At 68.8% G+C, this 21219-nt stretch carries 16 protein-coding genes; 10 read left to right on the forward strand and 6 right to left on the reverse strand.

The annotated features are described in order from the left end of the window. Positions 1-31: 31 nt before the first annotated feature. The 3 genes from Q9Q40_04525 to Q9Q40_04535 form a co-directional block, all read right to left on the reverse strand. On the reverse strand, positions 32-1900 hold the full coding sequence (locus Q9Q40_04525; GenBank protein MDQ7006475.1) for a (Fe-S)-binding protein: 1869 nt from the start codon (positions 1898-1900) through the stop codon (positions 32-34). Between the two features lie 86 nt (positions 1901-1986). Continuing rightward, positions 1987-2463, reverse strand: coding sequence for a hypothetical protein (locus tag Q9Q40_04530; protein MDQ7006476.1), 477 nt, complete (start codon positions 2461-2463; stop codon positions 1987-1989). Between the two features lie 125 nt (positions 2464-2588). Continuing rightward, positions 2589-4502 (reverse strand): peptidyl-prolyl cis-trans isomerase, encoded by a 1914-nt coding sequence (locus Q9Q40_04535; protein MDQ7006477.1) that lies wholly within the window; start codon positions 4500-4502, stop codon positions 2589-2591. Between the two features lie 260 nt (positions 4503-4762). Here Q9Q40_04535 and Q9Q40_04540 point away from each other — a divergent pair, with 260 nt between their 5' ends. The 7 genes from Q9Q40_04540 (at position 4763) to rodA (ending at position 13156) form a co-directional block, all read left to right on the forward strand. Beyond that, positions 4763-6205 carry a FecR domain-containing protein gene (locus Q9Q40_04540; protein ID MDQ7006478.1) on the forward strand — a complete coding sequence of 481 codons (1443 nt, stop codon included), beginning with the start codon at positions 4763-4765 and terminating at the stop codon, positions 6203-6205. Next, positions 6195-7634, forward strand: a complete 1440-nt coding sequence (locus Q9Q40_04545) for a sensor domain-containing diguanylate cyclase (protein ID MDQ7006479.1) — start codon at positions 6195-6197, stop codon at positions 7632-7634. The genes Q9Q40_04540 and Q9Q40_04545 overlap by 11 nt, the downstream gene beginning before the upstream one ends. Positions 7635-7856: 222 nt before the next feature. Beyond that, positions 7857-8888, forward strand: coding sequence for a rod shape-determining protein (locus Q9Q40_04550; protein MDQ7006480.1), 1032 nt, complete (start codon positions 7857-7859; stop codon positions 8886-8888). A gap of 9 nt (positions 8889-8897) precedes the next feature. After that, positions 8898-9767, forward strand: coding sequence for a rod shape-determining protein MreC (gene mreC, locus Q9Q40_04555; protein ID MDQ7006481.1), 870 nt, complete (start codon positions 8898-8900; stop codon positions 9765-9767). Further along, positions 9764-10240: a hypothetical protein gene (locus Q9Q40_04560; protein ID MDQ7006482.1), complete on the forward strand. Its 477-nt coding sequence runs from the start codon at positions 9764-9766 to the stop codon at positions 10238-10240. Before mreC ends, Q9Q40_04560 begins: the two co-directional genes overlap by 4 nt. Then, complete coding sequence (mrdA, locus tag Q9Q40_04565; protein ID MDQ7006483.1) at positions 10237-12075, forward strand: penicillin-binding protein 2; 1839 nt, start codon at positions 10237-10239, stop codon at positions 12073-12075. The genes Q9Q40_04560 and mrdA overlap by 4 nt, the downstream gene beginning before the upstream one ends. Continuing rightward, entirely contained in the window at positions 12062-13156 is a 1095-nt protein-coding gene (rodA, locus tag Q9Q40_04570; protein MDQ7006484.1) for a rod shape-determining protein RodA, read from the forward strand. Before mrdA ends, rodA begins: the two co-directional genes overlap by 14 nt. A gap of 1 nt (position 13157) precedes the next feature. Here the strand turns inward: rodA and Q9Q40_04575 are convergent, their stop codons facing one another. Continuing rightward, entirely contained in the window at positions 13158-14171 is a 1014-nt protein-coding gene (locus tag Q9Q40_04575) for an NAD-dependent epimerase/dehydratase family protein (protein MDQ7006485.1), read from the reverse strand. Positions 14172-14340: 169 nt separating this feature from the next. Here Q9Q40_04575 and Q9Q40_04580 point away from each other — a divergent pair, with 169 nt between their 5' ends. Continuing rightward, entirely contained in the window at positions 14341-15558 is a 1218-nt protein-coding gene (locus Q9Q40_04580) for a PLP-dependent aspartate aminotransferase family protein (protein MDQ7006486.1), read from the forward strand. A 9-nt stretch (positions 15559-15567) separates the two neighbouring features. On the opposite strand, the gene Q9Q40_04585 is transcribed toward Q9Q40_04580, so the two are convergent. Next, positions 15568-15768 (reverse strand): DUF2892 domain-containing protein, encoded by a 201-nt coding sequence (locus tag Q9Q40_04585; GenBank protein MDQ7006487.1) that lies wholly within the window; start codon positions 15766-15768, stop codon positions 15568-15570. 115 nt (positions 15769-15883) lie between these two features. After that, complete coding sequence (locus Q9Q40_04590; GenBank protein MDQ7006488.1) at positions 15884-16876, reverse strand: zinc-dependent alcohol dehydrogenase family protein; 993 nt, start codon at positions 16874-16876, stop codon at positions 15884-15886. Positions 16877-17019: 143 nt separating this feature from the next. Here Q9Q40_04590 and Q9Q40_04595 point away from each other — a divergent pair, with 143 nt between their 5' ends. Both Q9Q40_04595 and Q9Q40_04600 read left to right on the forward strand, forming a co-directional pair. Continuing rightward, complete coding sequence (locus Q9Q40_04595; protein ID MDQ7006489.1) at positions 17020-19680, forward strand: TIGR03960 family B12-binding radical SAM protein; 2661 nt, start codon at positions 17020-17022, stop codon at positions 19678-19680. A gap of 13 nt (positions 19681-19693) precedes the next feature. After that, complete coding sequence (locus Q9Q40_04600) at positions 19694-21082, forward strand: ribonuclease E/G (protein ID MDQ7006490.1); 1389 nt, start codon at positions 19694-19696, stop codon at positions 21080-21082. Positions 21083-21219: the final 137 nt, after the last annotated feature.

A 21219-nucleotide genomic window follows, 5' to 3' on the forward strand; every position in this document is an offset into this window, starting at 1 on the left:
CGTCGGGCCAGGCGGCGGGCGGTCTCGGGCGTCAGGACTCCTGGATCAGGGCCGAGGCGACGACTTCCACCAGGTCCAGGTTTTCCCGGGTGGCCGGAGAGAGCATCATCATGCATTCGGGGCAGGAGGTGACCAGCAGCTCGGCACCGGTGTCCGCCACGTGCCGGGCGCGCACCTGGTCGATGCGCGTCTCCACCGATTGCTCCCGCACGAAACCCGCGTTGCCGCCGCCACAGCACACGGCCCGCGAGCGGTGACGCTCCATCTCGACCAGGTCCAGCCCCGTGGCGTGGATCAACTGGCGAGGCGCTTCGAAGACCCCCTCGTAGCGCCCGAGGAAGCAGGGGTCGTGGTAGGTCGCCCGGCGGGCGGCCCCGGCGGCCGGGTCGAGACGCAGACGGCGCTGGTCGACCAGTTCCCTGAGGAACTGGCTGTGGTGCTGGACGCGGGGCTGGAAGCCCTCGTCGAGCTGAGGGTATTCCCGGGAGAGGGTGTGTACGCAGTGGGGGCAGGGGGCGACGATGTGCCGGACGCCGGCGCTGCGGATGGCCTCGATGTTTTCGCCGGCGAGGGTCTGGAACTGCATCTCCTCCCCCTGGCGGCGGCTGTGATGGCCCGAGCACTTTTCGCTCTCCAGCACGCCCCAGCGCACCCCGGCGGCGTCGAGCACCTTGGCCATGGCCCGCACGGCGCTCTTGGCCTGGGGGTTGTAATTCCAGATGCAGCCCATCCAGAGCAGGACCTCGCTGCGGCGGGGCTCGTAGACCGGCAGGCGTTCCTCCTCGAGCAGGCGCCGCCGGTCGGATCGTGGGGCCCCCAGGGCGTTGCCCGTCCGCTCCACCTCGTTGAGAAACTCGGCGGCCACCATGCCCGTGCCGCTGGCCAGGGCCTGGGCCCGTTTGGCTCCCGTCAGGACTTGCAGGTGCTCGACCCCCACCGGGCAGATGCTCTCGCAGGCGCCGCAGGAGGTGCACTGCCCCAGGGCGGTCTCGCTGATCACCGGACCGATCACCGGCTGGCCGTCGTCCCCGGCCGAGATGGCTTGCCGGCCCTGGAGGATGAAGCCCCGCGGATCGAGGGCCTGGCCGGCCAGGGCCGCCGGGCAGTGATCGGTGCAGCGGCGACACTCGACGCAGGTCAGGAAGTCCATGCGCTGCTTCCAGCTCAGGTCGCCGAGCGTCTCGAGCCCCAGGCTGAAGGCTTCGCCGGATTCCTCGAGTGCTTCCATGTCCAGGTCGAGGGGCAGGATCTCCGCCAGGCGCTCGGTGCGGAAGAAGACGCAGAAGGGAGCCATGACGATGTGGAAGTGCTTGGAGCGCAGGATCAGCCCGGGAAAGACCAGGATGCCCAGGGCGTGGGCCCACCAGTTGGCCTTTGCCGCGCTTTCGCCCGGGTCCGTCTGTCCATAGAGGAAGGTGGCCATCAGCAGGACGATCAGGGCGGCCACCAGGCCGGAGGAATAGGACTTGGGATCGGGGGAGAAGCGGACGAAGACGAAACGGCGCAAGGCCAGGCCCGTGATGCCCGCGATCACGACCACCGCCCACAGCGAGAGCAGGGCCTTGAATGCGGGAACCGCCGGGCCCAGCAGCGTGTCGAGCAGGTGCAGGCCGAAGGGCTCGAGGAAGTGGTCCAGGGTTTCGAGACCGAAGAAGAGAAAGCCGCCGAAGACCGCGGCGTGCATCGCTCCCACCACGGGGCGGCCGCCGATCACCCGGCTTTGCAGCAGCACTTCCTTGAACACCCGGGCCAGGCGGCTTCCGAGGTGGTCCGTGCGGGGCCGATCCGAGTCGCCCTTGCGGATCAGGGCCAGCTTGCCCCACAGATCGCGGAGGAAAGACGTCGCCGCGATCAGCACCAGCAGGGCGACCAGTACGCTCTCCCAAGTCTGGAATGCCATGGCCAGGGATGCTCCTCGACCGGGTGGGTCGGCTCGGTCCGGTTGCGGGACCGGTGATCATACCCTGCCCTGACGGCCGGTGCGCGTCAGCCGGCGGAGATCTCTCCCCGATGGCGGAGCTGGCCGAGAAGGCGGTTGAGCGGGTGGGCCCGGTCGAGAAAGCCCAGCGGGGGGCGGCGGCGTAAGCCGAGGCCCTTGCGCAGGCGGACCAGGTCCTTGTTGTCCGGGGAAAGGGCCAGGCCGCGGCGGATGGCGGCCAGGCTGCGCCGCCGCGATCCCGCCAGCAGCTCCAGTTCCGCCAGGTGGACGAAGGTCTGGGGCTCCCAGAAGGCCGTCTTGGCCGCCTGGCGCACCCGCTCCAGCCCCTCCGCCGTCTTGCCTTCCACCCGAGCCTGCAGGTAGCCGTACCAGGATTCCACGAGGGCGGCCTGGGGTGGGGCGCCGGGGATCTCCTGGACCATGTGCCAGGCGGCCTCGGCCAGGGCCAGGGCTTCCTTGCGCCGGCCGCTGGTCCAGGCCCGGGTGGCGCGCTGCAGGGTATCGAAACTCGGGTGTTCGGCCATGGATTCCTCCCGACACCCAATCTAGACCTGCGACGGGCCAGGCTCCACGCCTTGTTTCGCAAGCGTGGTTTCGGAATCGTAAGCCCGGGCCGGCGCTCTGCGGGGATCCCCGACGGGAGCGGGATTCAGCCCTCGGAGCGGAAGATGGCGGGGTTCTGCTGCACGTCCGCGCCCTCCCGCAGGGCGACGATGCGCTGCTGGATCAGCCGCTCTCCGAGGGGGGTCATCAGCGAGGCGCGAATCGCGTCCCGCTCGTCGGCCAGCTTGGCCATGTCCGGCTCTTCCCGCCGGGTCACCCGCAGCAGCACGGCAGCCTTCGAGCCTTCCACCGGGCCGGTGATCTCGCCTTCGGGAGCATTGAAGGCGGCGCTCTCGACCTGGTCGTCCCGTCCCAAGACGGGCATCTCCGCTCCCCGGATCATGGGCGGATCGATCTTCTGCAGCTCCACCTTCAGTCGACGGGCCACCCCGGCCAGATCCCCCCCGGATCTCTCGGCGGCCCGACGCAGGGCCTCGATCGCCAGGGCGCGGCCCTTGTCCCGCCGAAAGTCGGCCAGGATCCGCTCGCGCTGGGACTCGAGGGGCGGCACGTAGTCGTCGACCACGTCCTGGAGGGCCAGGATCACCTCGCCGCGGGGCAGCGAGAGAACCTCGCTGACCTGCCCGGGTTCGAGCGCGAACAGGGCCTTGACCATCTCCGGCACCGGCCCCATGCCCGGGATCGTGCCGCTGCGGGAGATCACGCCGGTGTCCCGCAGTTCGAGGCCCTTGGCCTCGGCCGCGCGGCGGAAGGTCTCGAGATCCGTGGCGGCCGCGGCGAACTCCCCGGCGGCTTTTTTCTCGGCTTCCCGCAGCAGGGGGAAACGCAGTTGGGCGGCGATCTGCTCGCGGACCTCTTCCAGGGGGCGCGTACCCGGCTCGCGCACATCGACGAGCTGGATCACGTGGAAGCCGAAGGCCGTACGGACCGGGCCTTCGATGGCGCCCTTCTCCATGCCGAAGACGGCGTCGTCGAACTCGGGAACCATCCGCCCCCGGGCGAACCACCCCAGATCGCCTCCCTGGGCCTTGCTCCCCGGATCGTCGGAGTGGGCCGCGGCCAGGGTCGCGAAGCTCTCCCCGGAGCGGGCCCGGGCGGCCAGGCTTTCCGCCTGGGCGCGGGCCTTCTCCACGGTGGCTTCGTCGGCGTCCGGCTCGACCTTGATCAGGATGTGGGACGCCCGCCGCTCCTCGGGACGGGTGAAGAGCTGGGGGTTCTCTTCGTAGTATTTCCGGATCTCTTCGTCGCTGACCGAGACGGTGTCCCCGACGACGCTGTCGTCGAAGAGGAGATAGACCGCCCGCCGCCCCTCGCCCTGGCTGTACCGGTCACGATGGGCCTCGTACCAGGCGGCCAGCTCTGCGGGGGAGGGGTTGAGATCTTTCTCGTAGCGGGAGTAGTCGAGGGCGACGAAGTCGAAGCCCACCCGCTCGTGACGACGGCGGTATTCCTTTTCGATTTCCTCGGGCGAGACGTCGATGGAAGCCAGCAGCAGGTTGCGCCATTTGCGAACCAGCAGTTCCTCCCGCAGGAAGGCCTCGTATTCCGCGGCCGTCTTGTAGGAGGAGATACGCCGCACCCGGCGCTCGTACTCTTCTTTGCCGACGAAGACGCCGTCTTCGTTCTGAAAGACCGGAGTCGAACGGATCACGCTGGCCAACTCCGCCTGGGAGACGGCCAGGCCCATCCGCTGTGCATCCTGGACCACCAGCCGACGCTGGATCAGTTGCTCGGCGACCTGGGCGCGGACGTTGAAGTTTTTCGCGACCTCCTCGTAGCGGGCGCCGAACATCTGCCGGTACTGGCGTTCGAGGCTCTGGGCCTGGTCGTACCAGAGCTGGGGCGAGATTTCCTCGCCGTTGACAGTGGCGACCCATCGCTGGGTGCGCGGGTCCGCCGGCTGCCACCAGGACACTCCGAAGAAGAGCACGAAAGAAATGACTACCAGCCAAAGAACCCATTTCAGCCGGCTGAATTTCGACCTGAAGATGTTGAGCACAGTAAGAATCCCCGTTCCGGCCGGGCGAGCCCTTGGCCGCCGCGAAGCCTACCGCACCCCTCGGGCAGCGGCAACTTGCCTTGATCTGAGCGGATTTGCGCGCCCTGGCCTGCGGAACCAAGTTAACTTCGAGGCGCCCGGGACGGGCCCGGGCGCCGGCGGTCCCCGATGCGCCGGCGTGCCGGCGCGCGGCAGGCGTTTTCGCACGATGGGGAACGGATCCGGGCCATCGTGTTCGGCGACCCGCGGAGAGGAAGCCCATGACGTCGATTCCCGATCCTGGCCGGGCAACCCCCCGCGTGGCGGTGGATTGGGTCTACGTACGGACCCGGACGCTGATCGCCCTGGTGCTCGTCGTGCTGGCCGCGGGGGGGGGCGGGGCCTGGTGGTGGTTCGGGCGCGACGGCCTGCCCCTGGCCCAGCGGGCGGCTCGAGCCGTGGCCGTCGCCGAGGAGGCCGTCGGCCAGGCCCGGGAAAAGGTCTCCGGGGGCGAGTTGCTGACCCGGGCCCAGCGCCACCTGGACCTGGCGCGCCGGGCGCTGGTCGACGAGGTGTACGGGGAGGCCCTGACCGAGGCGGGTACGGCGCGGGATCTGGCGGTGCAGATTCTCGGGCCGGCGGAAGAGGGGGGGCAGCCGGGGGTCCGGATCACCCGCGTGGACGGGGACGTGCGGATCAAGCGGGCCGGGCAGTTCATGTGGGAGTCCGCCAGCGAACGGGCACTGCTCGCCATGGGGGACCAGATTCGCACCGGTACCCGTGGCCGGGCCCGGCTCGTCTTCTTCGACGGCACCCTGCTCACCGTCCAGCCGGGCACCTTGCTCGAGATCCGGGAACTGTTCCGGGACGAATCCCAGGGGGTGCAGCGGGTTTCCGAGCGTCTCGCCTGGGGCCGGGTTCATGGTTCGACCCACGAAAGTGAAGGGGTCGACTCGGTGCACGAGGTGTCCACCGCCAGCGCTGCCCTCGAGGCTCGGACCGAGTCTGAATTCCGGGTGGCCCATGACCGTGAGAAGGGCACCTCCGAGTTCGTGGCTCTCGACGGCGAGGTGAGTCTGCGGGCCGGTGATCAACAGGTCCCGCTCGCCCCCCTGACCCGGGTCTCGATCCAGCAGGGACGCATCGTGGACAGCAAGAAGATCCTCGAGCCCCCTCTGCCGAAGAACCCGCCGGATGCGCGGACCTTCCTCGCTCCGCAGAGCCGGCGCATCCAACTCGACTGGTTCGCCGTCGATGGAGCCGAGAGCTACCGCGTGCAGCTCTCCCGGCACCCGGCTTTCGGCACGATCCTGCAGGAAAAGCAGGTCGTCGAAGCCCGTTGCGACCTGCCTGCCTTGCCCGAAGGGACCTTTTACTGGCGCATTGCGGCCGTCGACGGCGATGGTGACCCGGGTCGGTGGTCCGATACGCGCAAGTTTCGGGTGCTCGGCGAGAAGTTCCAGGACCCCGACGACACCCAGCCGCCGCCCCTCGAGGTGTCGGAGATCCTCGTAGTGGGCAGCAACGCGATCATTTCGGGGCGCTCCGAGCCCGGCGCCCTGGTCTGGATCTCCGGCGAGCGCGTGGATGTGGATGACGACGGTCGCTTCACCTGGGTGATCAAGCTGCACCACGATGGAGAGAATCGGATCCGCTTCCAGGCCCAGGATGCGGCCGGCAACGAGACGAATCGGGTGGGGTACGCCTACGTCGATGTCTACTGAAACCACCAGCCGTCCTCTCGCCGTGCTCCTCAGGGGGCCGGGTCGTGCTTTCGCCGCGCTTTCCCGCGCGGCGGCGCGGCAGGTGGTCCAGGTTCGGCTCTCCGCGGAAGGTGCCCTGCCTGCGCTGCCCGCCGCGCCTCTCGTCCTGGTGGCCGGAGAACCCACGGCCGACCATCTCCGACGGCTCACGGCTCTCCGGCGGCGCTACCGGGAGCGGCAGTGGGTCGTCGTGCCCGCGGACGCCTCGGCGGGCCGGCAGTGGACCCGGCGGTCCGCGGACCTGCCCCAGGTCGAAGCTCCCCTGGGCCGGGGGGTGCTGGCCCTGCTCTCCGGACAGGCTGCCGAGCGGATCCGCCTGCGCCGCGGGGCGGCCCGTGACGCGGGGCGGATCGAACGGCTCGAAGAGCGGCTCGTCCTGCTTTCCGACACGATCCAGGCCGCCGGTTCGTTGCTCGACCCCTCGATGGTCTCGTCTTACATCATGGAACGGGCCGCCGAGCGGGTGGGGAGCGAGCGCTGGCGGCTCTATCGCGTCGACGAGGGGGGATCCCTGCTACGCCTCGATGCCTGGCGTGACGACCCCTCGCGGCCGGCTCCGGCTGCGGAGTGCAGCTTCGACCAGGGCCTGGCTTCCCGGGCCGCCCGCTCCCGGAGAGTTCTCGAATTCCGGCCTCCGGGACCCTGCCCGGCCGGCGAATGGGCCCGGGAGTGGCCGGGGGAGCTGCCTCACCGGGTCCTGGCCGCGCCTCTTTCGAGCCGGGGGCGGGTGATCGGCGTGGCCGAGTTCGCCGACCCGGCCGAGGGTCGCTTTCTGCCCTACTCGGTGGAACTGGTGCAGACCCTGATGGAGCCGGCGGCGATCGCCCTGGACAACGCCCAACTCTTCCGCAAGCTCGAGGAGCGGACGGTAACCGACGACCTGACAGGGCTCTACAACGCCCGCTTCATGGAGAACTACCTGCGCCGGGAAACCAAGCGGGCTGCCCGCTACGGCCACCCGGTGGCGATGCTCTTCCTCGATCTGGACGGATTCAAGCAGGTCAACGACATCCATGGTCACATGGCCGGATCCCGGACCCTGGTGGAAGTGGGCCAGGTGCTGCGGGAAAACGTCAGGGAGATCGACGTGGTGGCCCGCTGGGGGGGCGACGAGTTCACCGTGGTGTTGCCCGAAACCGACGCCGCCGGGGCGCGCGTCATGGCCGACAGAATTTGCGAGAAGATCCGGCAGAAGGTCTTCCTGAGGGAGATGGACCTGGAGGTGAGGCTCTCGGCGAGCATCGGCGTGGGCTCCTGGCCCGAAAACGGCCCGACGGCGGCCACTCTGCTGGCGGCTGCCGATGCAGCCATGTACCACGTGAAGAATTCAGGCAAGGATGGAGTGCACGTGGCCGGTGAAAGCGGGAAAACCGTGCTCGTCCCCACCTGATCATGTTGTGCCGAAACGTCGCTGCCGCTAGCATTTGTTCGCTGGAGGCCGCGATGTGCCGCTGTATCCGGTCTCTGCTGGCCCGGGAGCCGGCGCGGTGGCGACCTTCGATGGCGCCCGGGCGCTTCCACCCGATGGGGCAGGACCCGTCCAGGACACTCGCTTGGGCCCGCTAAGGGCTCCTTTCCCCGCCCGGGCGGGGCTTTCCGGGGAGGAACCGGGTTGGCATTCTGGCCTCGTTCGTTGCTTTCCTTGTTTTCCAACGATCTGGCGATCGATCTCGGCACGGCCAACACCATCGTGTTCGCCCGGGGCAAGGGAATCGTCGTCAATGAACCCTCCATCGTCGCCGTCAACCAGAAGACGGGCCGGGTCGAGGCCGTCGGGCGCGAGGCGAAGGAGATGCTCGGCAGGACGCCGGGCAACATCATGGCCATTCGGCCGATGAAGGACGGCGTGATCGCCGATTTCGAGCACACCGAGAGGATGCTCGAGTACTTCATTCGCCGGGCCCACAACCGCCGACTGGGCGTCCGGCCCCGGATCGTCATCGGCGTGCCCTCCGAGATCACCCAGGTCGAGAAGCGGGCGGTGCGTGATTCGGCCTACAAGGCCAAGGCCACCGAGGTCTACCTGGTCGAACAGGCGATGATGGCCGCCATCGGTGCGGGCCTGCCCATCACCGAGCCCACCGGCAACATGATCATCGACATCGGCGGCGGCACCACGGACATCGCGGTGATCTCCATGGCGGGGATCGTCTACAGCCGCTCCGTACGGGTTGCCGGCAACGAGATGGACGAGGCGATCATTCAGTACATCCGCAAGAAGCACAATCTCCTGATCGGGGAGCGGACCGCCGAAGAGATCAAGATCAAGATCGGTTCGGCCTTCCCCCTCGACGAGGAGATGAGCATGGAGATCCGCGGGCGGGACCTGGTCGAAGGGATCCCCAAGACTCTCGCCATCAGCGACGAGGAAATTCGCGAGGCTCTGGCGGACACCGCTTCCGTGATCGTGGACGCCACCCGCGTGGCCCTCGAGCAGATTCCGCCGGAACTCTCGGCGGACATCGGAGACCGGGGTATCATCCTCGCGGGAGGCGGGGCGCTGCTGCGTAACCTGGACAAGAGGCTGCGGGAAGAAACCGGGCTGCCGGTCAGCCTGGCCGAGGAACCCCTGGCCTCGGTGGCCCTGGGCATCGGGCGGATGCTCACCGACTTCGATCTTCTCCGGAAAGTCTGCATCGATTGAGCGGCATGTATGACCCAGCGGCAGGTCACCCTCCTCTATCTCGCCACGGCACTGGTCCTGCTGGCGCTGATGGCGGCCCAGGTGCAGAGAGAGGATTCCCGCAGCGCGCTGGGCAACGTCGTGCGCGCCCTGACCGCGCCGGTGGTCGGCGCCGTCGCCTGGACCGGTAGTTCCCTGTCCGGCGCCTGGCGGGGCTATGTGGCCTTGCGGGGGGCGGAGGAAGAAAACCGTCGACTGCGACGGGAAATAGCCCTGCTCCGCGCCCGGCTGGCCCGTCGGGAAGACCAGGCGAGGCGGATCCGTCGGCTCCAGGCCCTGCTGGATCTGCGACAGGTCGACCCTTTCCGGGGTGGTGTGGTGGCCCGTGTCGTCTCCTACGTCAGCGAAGGCCCCCTCAGCCGGGCCGTGGTGGTCGACCGCGGGCGCCGGTGGGGCGTCAGCGAAGACTGGATCGCTCTTCAGGGCCCCGCAGTGGTGGGGCGGATCGTCCATGCCGGCAGCCGTCTCTCCGAACTGATGCTGATCTCCGACCCGGACAGCGGCGTCGCCGTCCGGCACCAGGACGAGCGCTTTGCCGGCATTCTGCGAGGCGGCAACCGGGGGCCGGCTCACTGGTTGCCCCTCGAGTACGTGCCCAAGGACAAGCCCATCGCCGTGGGGGACGAGGTGGTCACCTCCGGCCTCGATGGCCTCTATCCCCCCGGTTTGCTGGTGGGGTGGGTTCGGAGCCTCGAGGAGAGTTCCCCGTTGACCTGGAGCGTGGCGGTGGAGCCCGCTTTCGACGCGTCGCGGCTCGAGGAAGTTCTGCTGCTGCCTCCCGTCGGCGCCGCCGGACGTGAGGCTCGATCCGGCGAGGCGGTCGAGGGAGGAGCCCGATGAGGCTCAAGGCCCTGCTGGTGCTGGCGGGTGGCGGCGTGGTGTTGCGCGCGGGACTCGGCCTGTGGCCGACTCCGGCCCTGGCGGGTGATCCGATGCTGGTGCTGGCCGTGCTCGCCGCCTTGCCGGGGAGAATGGACAGGGCGCTGGGCGCGGCCCTCTTCGCCGGCGTCCTTCAGGACGCCTGGCTTGGACGCTGGTACGGCGAATTCGCCTTCATCTACCTGGTGGTGGTGTTCTTCCTCTCCCTGCTCGCCGGCTGGGTGGACCTGGTGCAGCCTTTTTCCACCATGCTGGCCCTGGCCGCCGCCACGGCGGCGAGCTGGGGACTCCAACTCGGTCTCGCCGCGGCCTTCGATCGGCCTGCCGCCCAGATCCCGGGGGTGGGGATGTGGATCGTTGCGATCCTGCTCAACACGGCGCTCGGGCTGCTGGCGCGGGCCCTGGCGATCCGATGGAAAGGGTTCGAGACTTGAGGCTCGACTACCGCCATCTCAAGCCTTACCGCGACTACCAGTACTCGCGGATGCTCGGCCGTCGCCTGCTCGTGCTCAAGCTGCTGATCGTGGCCGGATTCGTCCTTTACGGCAGTGTTTTCTGGTACCTGCAGGTGGTTCAGGGGGGGGAGTACCGTCGCAAGGCCGAAGAGAATCGCCTGCGCCAGCAGATCCTGCGTCCCGTGCGCGGAACGATCCGCGACAGCCACGGCGTACTGCTGGCGACCAACCGTCCTTCTTTCTCGGTGAGACTCGACCGTCAGCGTTGCGCGGACCCCGTCGCGGTGATCGAACGCCTGGCGGATCGACTCGGCGTCGATCCCGGACCGATCCTCGAACTCTATGAGCGGCAGAAGGACCGGCCCCGCTTTCTCCCCGTGTTGCTGATGCCGGACGTGGGGCTCGAGACGGCCGCGCGCATCGAGGCCCGAAGCGTGGAGCTTCCCGCCGTGGAGGTCGTGGTGGAGGCCAAGCGCTACTATCCTCTCGGCGCGGCGGCGGCCCATGTGCTGGGCTACACAGGGGAGGCCACGCGAGACGAGGTCAGGCGGCACACACTGGAACTGCTGCCTGGAGACCGGGTGGGGCGGATCGGTGTCGAGCGGGCCTGGGACGACTTCCTCCGTGGTCGTCACGGCCTGGTGCTCGAGGAAGTCAACGCCAGCGGGCGCCCCCTGATGGTGGTGGCCACCAAACGGCCCGCCCGGCACGGCCAGACCCTGACCACCACTCTCGACGCGGCGATGCAGGCCGACCTGGCCCGAGCGTTCGGAGACCATGCCGGCGCGGCGGTGTTCATCGACCCCCGTAACGGCGCGGTGCGTGCCCTCTACTCCGCCCCGGCCTATGACCCGAACCTCTTCGCCGGTCGTGTGTCGGCCGCCACCTGGAAGGCGCTGCGGGAGGACCCTCGTCGTCCCCTCCAGAATCGCGCCGTGGCCGGTGTCTACTCGCCGGGCTCGACTTTCAAGCTGATCGTCGCGGCGGCGGCTCTCGAAGAAGGCGTGCTCGCGCCCGGAGAGAAGATCTTCTGCGGGGGACAGGCACGTTTCTACGGCCAGGTGCGCCACTGCCATCGCCGCTGGGGGCACGGCGAGATCGGCTTGCAGGAGGCCATCGAGCGGTCGTGCAACATCTTTTTCTATACTCTCGGCCAACGGCTGGGCATCGAAGCCATCGAGAAGTGGGCGCGACGCTTCGGCCTGGGGACGGTCACGGGCCTGGACCTGGGGGGGGAGGTCAGCGGGTTGGTGCCGTCGGAGGAGTGGAAGCTGCGTACCCGGGGCGAGTCCTGGTTCCCGGGCGAGACCATTTCGGTGGCGATCGGCCAGGGACCTCTCAATGTCACGCCGATCCAGTTGGCGGTACAGGCGGCGGTGATCGCCAACGGGGGATGGCGGGTGCGGCCCTTCCTGCGTCGGCGCGAAGGTGCCGCCCCCGAGCCCACGGGACTCTCGCCGGCGGTGATCCGGGAGTTGACCCGGGCGATGGTGGCGGTGGTACAGGGTGCGGGGGGGACCGCCCGCAAGGCGCAGATTCCGGGAGTCGTGCTGGCCGGCAAGACCGGCACCGCCCAGGTGGTCGCCCTCGACGCGGAGCATGATCCCGGGGACCATGCCCTGTTCATCGGTTTTGGTCCCGTGCCCGATCCCGAACTGGCCTGGGCGGTGGTCGTCGAACACGGTGGGCATGGAGGTGAGCTGTCGGCTCCCATCGTGCGGGAGGTGGTACGCGGATACCTCCAGCGCAGGGGGGAATGGGCACCGGCGCAGCCGCGTCGGGTCGTCCGGAGGGGGGGCGATGGCGGCCTTTGAAGAGCGCACCGACACCACCACCCTGCTCCAGCTCGTACTGCTGGGTCTGATTTCCGTGATCGCCGTGGCCTCGGCGACCCACGGCGACGAGGCGGCTCTCTGGACTCCCGCCGCCACCCGCCAGGTGCTCTACCTGGTGGTGGGCGTGGCCGTCTTCCTGCTGGTGCAGCGGGTGGACTATCACGACTGGGCCGAGTTGTGGCCGTTCTTCTACGGTGCCGGGCTGCTGCTGCTCGCGGCCCTGCCGCTGGTGGCACGTCCCATCTCCGGGGCCCGCTCCTGGCTGGAACTGGGGCCGGTGCGCTTGCAACCTTCGGAGCCGATGAAGCCCGTAGTCGCCCTGGCCGTGGCGGCCTTCGCTTGCGGGAGCCGGGGCAAGCTCAGCCTTTCGAGGCTGCTGCTCCTGGGGGTGGTGGTGGGCGCGCCCATGACCCTGATCGCCATTCAGCCGGACATGGGCACGGCGCTGACCTTCGTCCCGCTTTTCCTCGGAGTCTCCTGGCTCGCCGGTATTCGCCCCCGCGTGCTGGTCAGCCTGGCCCTGATCGCCGCGCTGGCCGCTCCCATCGTCTGGTTCGTGGTCCTCAAGCCTTACCAGAAGGAGCGGATTCTGACGGTCTTCGATCCTGGCCGGGATCCTTCCGGCACCGGCTACCAGGTGATCCAGTCCCGCATCGCCGTCGGTTCGGGCGGGGTGGCCGGCAAGGGGCTGTTTCGCGGCAGCCAGTCGCGGTTGAATTTCCTGCCGGCCCGCCAGACCGACTTCATTCTCGCGGTGGTGGCCGAGGAGGTGGGGTGGATCGGCGTGATCACCGTGCTCTCTCTCTACCTCGCGCTGCTGTTGCGCACCCTGCGGACGGCGGCCATCGCCCAGGACGCCCTGGGCACCTTCCTGTGCGTGGGTATCGCCAGCATCTGGGCGGGGCAGATCTTCATCAACGTGGGTATGGTGACCGGGATCCTGCCCACCATCGGCGTACCGCTGCCGATTCTCTCTTTCGGCGGGTCGTCCCTGGTGGCGACTTTCCTGGCCTTCGGCCTGGTCGCCTCCGTCCGTCTCCGGCGCCTGGTCAACGCCTGACTCAACTGTAGCGCTGGCGGATGCGCGGGAGCAGGTAGGCCTCGAAAGCCGTTTCCAGGTCGTGGCGGGGATCGAAGCCCCAGTCTTCCCGGGCTGCCCCGTCGTCCACGGCGGCGGGCCAGGAATCGACGATGGCCTGGCGCTTGAGATCCGGTTCGAAGCGGATCTCGGCGGCCGGGAAGTGGCGGGTGACGATTTCGCTCACCTCTCCCGCCGAGGGGTTGAAGGCGGCGATGTTGTAGACGTTCTTGCGCAGCCGCGCGGCATCGGCGCCCATCAGGGCGAAGATGGCATCGACAGCGTCGGGCATGGTCATGAAGGGAATGCGCGCGTCTTCGCGGACGAAGCAGGCGTAGGGCCGCCCCTGGGCTGCGGCGTGGATCATCTCGGGGACGAAGTCGCTGGTGCCTCCCGAAGGCACCGTCTCGGCACTGATCAGCCCGGGGAAGCGGATGCCCCGAAAATCGATACGCCGGGCCTGGGGCTCCGCGTCGAGCTGCTTGTAATGCCATTGAAAGTAGCGGCCGAGCTGCTCGCAATAGAGCTTGTTGATGCCGTACATGGTGATCGGCCGCCCCCAGTCCTCTTCGCGCACGGCGCCGGCCGCGGCCTTGGCGGCCAGGTCGGGCAGACCGTAGGCGGCGATCGAGCTGGGGTAGAAGAACCGTACCGTTCGACCGTGACTCAGGCCTTGGGCCTGGGCGAAGCGCAACAGGCGGATCGTACCTTCCACGTTGACCTGGTGCGCGGTGAGCGGTGTGAACTCGCTGCGCGTGGAGAGCAGGGCGGCGAGGTGAAAGACCGTGTCCACCTCGTAGCGGGCGAGGATCCGGTCGAGCACCTCGTCGTCGAGGATCGAACCGACGAAGTGCTGGGTCACCCGTTCTTCGAGTGCCGGGGGCAGGGCCTGCAGATCGAGGGTCAGAATTTCCGCCTTCTGCTCGGCGATCCGGGTGATCAGGGCGTGGCCGATCTCACCCGCGGCTCCGGTGATCAGGACGACGGCTTGGCGCATGATGCTGGGCTCCGGCTGGGGGGGGGAAATCCGTGGGGAACGAAGGCTCCGTCATCCTCTACCGGGTGTCAAGCCGCGTCGGTCCGCCCGGGTTATACTGCCGGTAGGCACAGCCCCTTCCCCCCCGCCGCGTTCTCCGCGGAAATGCCGCCCAGGAGCCCCAGACCCAATGTCCCAAGACGCCGAGCACAAGGATTCTGCGCACCTTCCCCGGAACAGTGGCATCGAGACGCGGGCGATTCATGCCGGCCAGGCGCCGGATCCGGTATATGGGGCCGTCGCGCCGCCGATCTACCAGACTTCCACTTTTGCGTTTTCGTCCCCCGAACAGGGGGCGCGGCGTTTCGCCGGGGAGGAGGAGGGCTACATCTATTCCCGCCTGGCGAATCCCACGACGAAGATGCTCGAGGACTGCGTGGCGTCCCTCGAAGGCGGGCATGGGGGCATCGCCGTGGCCAGCGGCATGGGAGCCGTCTCGACGATCTTCCTCGGTTTGCTCGGCCGGGGCGATCACGTGGTGATGACCGATACGGTCTACGGGCCGAGCCGACTCTTGCTCGAGCACGACCTGGCTCGTTTCGGTGTCGAGGCGACTTTCGCGGATACCAGCGAGACCGAAAACCTGGCCCGGGCCATGCGGCCCCACACGCGGCTGGTGTTCATCGAGACACCGACCAACCCCACTCTCCGGCTGAGCGATCTGGCCGCCTGCGCCGAGGCCTGCCACCGGGCGGGGGCGCTGATGGTGGTGGACAACACCTTCGCCTCGCCGGTGCTGCAGCGGCCCATCGCGTTGGGTGCCGATATCGTGATGCACTCCACCACCAAGTACATCAACGGGCATGGCGACGTGGTCGGGGGGGTGATCGTGACCCGGACTCCCGAACTGCACGAGAAGCTGTTGCATGCGCGGATCTACTTCGGCGCCTCGATGGATCCGCACCAGTCCTGGCTGGTTCTGCGTGGGTTGAAAACCCTTCCCCTGCGGGTGCGGGCCGCCCAGGACAGCGCCCAGCGCCTGGCGCGCCTGCTCGAAGACCACCCGGCCGTCTCGCGGGTGATCTACCCCGGGCTGGCCAGCCATCCCCAGCGGGTGCTGGCTTCCCGCCAGATGGAAGGTCCCGGCAGCATGATCGCCTTCGAACTGACCGGGGGCTACGAGGCGGGCAAGGCGTTGATGACCCGCGTGCGCCTGGCGACGCTGGCGGTCTCCCTCGGTGGTGTGGAGACCCTGATCGAACACCCGGCCTCGATGACGCACGCCGGGCTCTCGGAGGCCGAATTGGAAGCCACCGGCATCAGCCCGGCCCTGGTGCGCCTGGCGGTGGGTTGCGAGTCGACGGCGGATCTCGAGCACGACCTGGGCCAGGCCCTCGACGCTCTCTGAGGTTTGGGGCTACTGCTTGTCGAGCGGGCAGGTGCTCAGGCCCAACAGCGCGTAGAGCGGGCAGGAGCCGAGAACCGCCGTTCCCAGCGGGACGATGCCGATCAGCCCGACGAAGTGGATCGGGCCCTCGAGCAGGAAGAAGAGCGAGCCCAGGCCGAGGCCGATGAGCACGCGGAGGATGCGATCGAGGGTGCCTACGTTGGTCTTCATCGTCGTTCTCCTCTCCCCGGCGGCGACGCCGGGATGGACAGAGCCTGGGCCTTCCGGCGGTTGCCTGCCGTGACGCGGTTCGGGGCTTCGCCGGGGCCGGGCCGGCGGGAGCCTCTCAGTCCGCCGTCGGCGCGAGAACCGCCGCGCCTTCATGGCGACCCGCGCGGAGGCTGTCGAGGGCCTCGTTGGCCTGCTCGAGCCGAAATACGGTGGTGCGGGTTCGGACCTTCGCCTCGGCAGCCAGCGCGAGCAGGCCGTGTCCGTCGGTGCGGGTCAGGTTGGCCACCGAGCGCAGGATGCGTTCTCCCCAGAGCAGGGTGTAGGAAAACGAGGGGACATCGCTCATGTGGATGCCCCCGCAGACCACCACACCGCCCTTGCGTACCGCTCCGAGGGCCAGCGGCACCAGGTCGCCCACGGGGGCGAAGAGGATCGCTGCGTCCAGGGGGGCGGGAGGCGATCGATCCGAGTCGCCGGCCCACTCGGCGCCCAGGCTACGGGCGAAGTCCTGGGCCTGCCGGTCTCCGGGCCGGGTGAAAGCCAGCACGGAACGACCCTGGTAGCGGGCGATCTGGGCGACGATGTGGGCCGCGGCGCCGAAGCCGTAGAGTCCCAGCCGCCGGGCGTCGCCGGTCATCGTCAGACAGCGGTAACCGATCAGTCCCGCGCAGAGCAGGGGCGCGGCTTCCACGTCGGAGTAGGCGTCGGGGATCGGAAAACAGTAGCGGGCGTCGGCCACTGCCAACTCCGCGTAGCCCCCCTGGAGGTGGTAGCCGGTGTAGCGGGCTTCATCGCAGAGGTTCTCCTGCCCGCGGCTGCAAAACGCGCAGCTCCCGCAGGTCCAGCCCAGCCAGCCGACGCCCGCCCGCTGGCCGGGCCGAAGGTCCCTGACCCCGCTACCGCAGGCGATGACCTCACCGACGATCTCGTGACCGGGGATCCGGGGACCGGAGGGCGCCTCGAGATCACCGTCGACGATATGCAGGTCCGTGCGGCAGACCGCACAGGCTCTCACCCGCAGCAGCACCTGGCCCGGTCCGGGATGGGGATCGTCCACCTCGCGGAGGGCCAGGGGCAGTCCCGGTTGTTCGAGCACCATGGCCTTCATCGTCGATCTCCGGCGTTCAGCGTCTCCGGCCATTGTAGCCCTCCGGGCGTGGTTTCGGTCGGGCCGGCGAAGTGCCCGCCGGGCGGGCGTTTGAGCCACGGGGGGAGGGCGGATATGCTTCACTCGGCACTGGAGGTAAGCCGATGGATGGACCCGATGGGGGGCGCAGCGATCTGTTGCGCCGCCTCGACGCCCTGCTGACGCGGGTCGAAAAGCCCACCCGCTACATCGGCGGAGAGTGGAATTCGGTAGTCAAGCCGGCCGCGGAAGTGGACGTGTCCGTGGTGCTGGCCTTTCCCGACCTCTACGAGATCGGCATGTCCCACCTGGGGTTCCGTATTCTCTACGCGCTGCTCAACGCCATGCCGGGGGTGGCCGCCGAGCGGGCTTTCATGCCCTGGATCGACATGCTCACCGAGCTTCGCCGGCGGGACCTTCCCCTGACCACTCTCGAGAGCCGCAAGCCCCTGGGACGCTTCGACCTGGTGGGCTTTTCCATGCAATACGAGCTGACCATCACCAACGTGCTGACGATGCTCGATCTGGGCGGCATACCCCCCCGGTCCGCCGACCGGGAGGAAAGCCATCCCCTGGTGCTGGGGGGCGGGCCGGTGCTGGTCAACCCGGAGCCCTTCGCCGACTTCTTCGACCTGATCCTGATTGGAGAGGGGGAGGAGGCTTTCGGCGAGATGATCACTCTCTATCGTAGACTGCGGGCCGAAGGACGCAGCCGCGGGGAGATCCTTTCGGCTATCGCAGATCTCGAGGGGTGGTATGTTCCGGCCCTCTACGACCTCGAGCCGGAGCCGCTGACCGGGCAGCTCATCCCGCGACCCCGGCCGGGCGGCGGCGCGCCGGAAAAGGTGCGCCGACGCATTCTCTACGATCTCAACTCCGTGCCCTTTCCGGAGAAGATCGTCGTGCCCCACGGCGATATCGTGCACGATCGGGTGTCCTGGGAGATCCAGCGGGGTTGTCCGGTGGGCTGTCGTTTCTGCCAGGCTGGATATATCTATCGACCGACGCGGGAGAGAGATCCGGCCCAGGTGCGCGAGGGCGTACGGCGTTCCATCGAGGCCACCGGCTACGACGAGTTCTCCCTGACTTCACTGAACACGGGTGAGTACGGGGCGATCGAGCCGCTGCTGACGCAGTTGATGGACGAGATGGAGCCGCGCTCGGTCTCCGTCGGCCTTTCTTCGTTACACGCGTCGACCATGACCGAGAACCTTGCCGCCCAGGTCCGCCGGGTGCGCAAGACGGGCTTCACCATCGCCCCCGAGGCAGGTTCCCAGCGCCTGCGGGACGTGATCAACAAGAACCTCACCGAAGCCCAGATTCTCGAGGCGACGCGACTGGCCTTCGAAGCGGGATGGACCACCATCAAGCTCTATTTCATGATCGGCTTGCCTACCGAGACCACCGAGGACGTGGAAGCCCAGGTGGACTTGGCCGAGCGCATCCTCGAGCAGGGAAGGCGCATCGGCGGCAAGCGGGTCAAGGTCACTCTCTCGGCCTCCACGTTCGTGCCCAAGGTGTTCACACCTTTTCAGTGGTTTGGCATGCAGAGCGAAAAAGCGTTCATGGCCAAGCAGGAACTGATCCGTCGCCGGGTGCCCCGGGGCGTGCAGTTCCGCCATCACCATCACGGAGAATCCTGGCTCGAGGGCGTGCTCTCCCGGGCCGATCGCTCCGTGGCCCCCGCGATCTACGAGGCCTGGAGGCGGGGTGCGGTGCTCGATGGCTGGACGGAGCATTTTCGGGTGGAGGTCTGGCGCGAAGCCTTCGCCGGCCAGGGGATCGACGCGGACCATCTGGCCACCAGGGAGTTGCCGTTGAAGGCCGAGTTGCCCTGGGAGGTTGTCGATCCGCTGATCCGTCGCCGCTGGCTCGAGCGGGAATACGAGAAGGCCTGCCGGGTGGCCACCGTCGTGCCCTGCTCGTCCACCGCCTGCACGGCCTGCGGCCCCTTCGCCCGGGAGTGCATCAAGGGCATCGTCGCCGAACAGCACTGGAATGGGCTCGAGGTGGCGCCGCGGGCTGTGGTGGCGCGAGAGCCTGCCGCGGGATCCGGTGCTGCCGAAGGTGAGGAGGAGCCACCGCCGCGGCCCGTCTATCGCTACCGGATCCACTTCGAGAAGCTCTCCCGGGCCCGTTTTCTCGGTCACCTGGACCTGGTGCGGGCCCTGCTTCACGGTCTGCGCCGCGCCGGCATTCAGCTGGCCTACTCCCAGGGGTTCAAGCCCCGGCCGAAGATCTCTCTCGGCCCGGCCCTGGCCCTGGGCATAGCTTCGGTGGCAGAGTACGCCGACCTGGAAACCCACACGCCGCTGGCCGGCGGCGAATCCCTCGCCTGGATCAATCGCCACCTTTCCGAGGGGCTGACGATTCGGGCCCTGGTGGGCCTGGCCCCCGGATCGCGTTCGCTGCAGGAGGACATCGTTCGGGCCGGCTACCGGGCCTTTCTGCCGGGAATCGGCGGCGAGGAGGTTCGGCGCCGGGTGGCAGCCTTTCTCGGTCGCCAGACCGTCGTCGTCGAGCGGCTGCGCAAGGGCAAGCTGCGCCGGATCGATTTGCGGCCGCTGGTGGCCTGGGCCGGGGTCGGCGCCGCCGGCGAGCTGGAGTTCGAGATTCGGTTCACCGAGCGGGGATCGGCCCGCCCCCGCGAGGTGATCGCCGCCATTGTCGGTGAAGATGCGCTCGAGGAGGCGGAGATCCTGCGTACCCGCCAGGTGGCTCGCGTGGGGCACCTGGATGTTTCACCGCTGGTCGCGGGCCGCCAGGGCCTGCCCCGCTCGGCCTGAGAGGAGGTGGGCGGTGAGAGAAGACTCCTGTCACCGCTCCCGCCTGGTGGTGGCTACCGACTTGGGAGAGCGCTGGCTCGCTCGCCTCGAGGACGACCATGTGGCGGAAGTGCGGGTCGCGCCCCTGGGCGACGACAGCCTGGGGGGGGCGATCTTCAAGGGGCGCGTGGTTCGAAGCGCTTCGGGAATGAACGCCGTCTTCGTCGACGTGGGTCTGGCCCGGGATCTGCTCCTGGTGGCACCGACGACGCGGGGGGAGGTGACCCCGCTGCCCAGGGTGGGACAGGGTGTGCTGGTCCAGCTCGTTCGCGAGGCGGCGGCGGGCAAGGGACACCGGGCCACCGTCGAGATCTCCCTGGCCGGCACCCTGGCCATCCTCGCGCCTGGTGGGCGTCACCGCGGGATCAGTCGCCGCCTGGACGCCGCGGAGCGGGAGCGGCTGAGGGCGGTGCTCGAGGAGGTGGCTCCCGCCGAGCATGGAGTGATCCTGCGCACGGCAGCGGGTGGGGCGAGCCGGGAGGAGATCGCCGAGGCGCTGCAGCACCTGGTCGAGAAATGGGAGCGGTTGGGCCGGCGCGCCGAGAGCCTCGGCTGCCCCGCCCTGGTGGAGCCGGGAGAAGACCGCGTGTTGCGCTTCGTCCGGGATCGCCTGGCCGGAGGCGAGATGGAGATCATCGCCGATGACGAGGATGCCCTGGCGACGATCAAGGCTTTTCTCGCCTCCGAGCCGGTGGGCAAGGCGCCGGTGTTGCGCTTGCACGAGGGCCCTGTTCCTGCAGTGGAGGCTTTCGGCCTCGACCGTGCCCTGGCCCACTGCCTGGAGAGCCAGGCCGAACTCCCCGGCGGCGGGAGACTGGTGATCCAGCGCACCGAGGCGATGGTGACCGTCGACGTCAACTCGGGACACGACATGGACCAGGGCGACCTGGAGCAGACCGCGCTGCGCACCAACCTGGAGGCCGCTCGCGCTGCCGCACGGGAGATCGTCCTGCGCAATCTCGCCGGCCTGATCGTGATCGACTTCATCGACATGCGACTGGCGGCATCGCGTCATGCGGTCAGTCAGGCTCTGGCTGAGGCCCTGGCCGCCGACCGGGCGCGCCATCGCCTGCTGCCTTTGACCGAGTTCTGCCTCGGGCAGATCACCCGCCAGCGCCGCGGGCCCTCAGTGACCGAGGCCTTCACCCTTCCTTGCACGAGTTGCCTGGCCGGTCGGTTGCCGGCGCCCGCTTACCGCGCCCGCGCCTTGCTGCGCGAAGCTCGAAGGGAAGTGCGCGAGCGCGGCCGGGGGCCGGTGAAACTCCATGCCGACAGGGAAGTGCTCGACCACGCGCGCCGTATCGCGGCTGCCTGGGGCCCCTCCAGCGGCTTGCCGGAATCCGCCCTGAACTGGAGCGACTAATCCCGCAGCTCGAAGGAGATGCTGCGGGGCGAGGAGCCATCGCCGGAGCTGCGCGCGGCATGGGCGGCGAGGATCTGCTCGGTGCTGGTGGAAGGGTCGGCCAGGACGAAGCGATAGGAGCCGGCGGCCAGGCTGAA

The sequence above is a fragment of the Acidobacteriota bacterium genome, assembly GCA_030949985.1.
Classification (GTDB): Bacteria; Acidobacteriota; Polarisedimenticolia; order J045; family J045; genus JALTMS01.

What these genes read in the sequence shown, in the direction of transcription:
- Q9Q40_04530 (MDQ7006476.1), bottom strand. Translation starts at nt 2,463, where the DNA reads ATGGCCGAACACCCGAGTTTCGATACCCTGCAGCGCGCCACCCGGGCC.
- Q9Q40_04585 (MDQ7006487.1), bottom strand. Translation starts at nt 15,768, where the DNA reads ATGAAGACCAACGTAGGCACCCTCGATCGCATCCTCCGCGTGCTCATC.
- rodA (MDQ7006484.1), top strand. Translation starts at nt 12,062, where the DNA reads ATGGCGGCCTTTGAAGAGCGCACCGACACCACCACCCTGCTCCAGCTC.
- Q9Q40_04525 (MDQ7006475.1), bottom strand. Translation starts at nt 1,900, where the DNA reads ATGGCATTCCAGACTTGGGAGAGCGTACTGGTCGCCCTGCTGGTGCTG.
- Q9Q40_04545 (MDQ7006479.1), top strand. Translation starts at nt 6,195, where the DNA reads ATGTCTACTGAAACCACCAGCCGTCCTCTCGCCGTGCTCCTCAGGGGG.
- Q9Q40_04560 (MDQ7006482.1), top strand. Translation starts at nt 9,764, where the DNA reads ATGAGGCTCAAGGCCCTGCTGGTGCTGGCGGGTGGCGGCGTGGTGTTG.
- Q9Q40_04590 (MDQ7006488.1), bottom strand. Translation starts at nt 16,876, where the DNA reads ATGAAGGCCATGGTGCTCGAACAACCGGGACTGCCCCTGGCCCTCCGC.
- Q9Q40_04595 (MDQ7006489.1), top strand. Translation starts at nt 17,020, where the DNA reads ATGGATGGACCCGATGGGGGGCGCAGCGATCTGTTGCGCCGCCTCGAC.
- Q9Q40_04580 (MDQ7006486.1), top strand. Translation starts at nt 14,341, where the DNA reads ATGTCCCAAGACGCCGAGCACAAGGATTCTGCGCACCTTCCCCGGAAC.
- Q9Q40_04575 (MDQ7006485.1), bottom strand. Translation starts at nt 14,171, where the DNA reads ATGCGCCAAGCCGTCGTCCTGATCACCGGAGCCGCGGGTGAGATCGGC.
- Q9Q40_04540 (MDQ7006478.1), top strand. Translation starts at nt 4,763, where the DNA reads ATGACGTCGATTCCCGATCCTGGCCGGGCAACCCCCCGCGTGGCGGTG.
- mreC (MDQ7006481.1), top strand. Translation starts at nt 8,898, where the DNA reads ATGACCCAGCGGCAGGTCACCCTCCTCTATCTCGCCACGGCACTGGTC.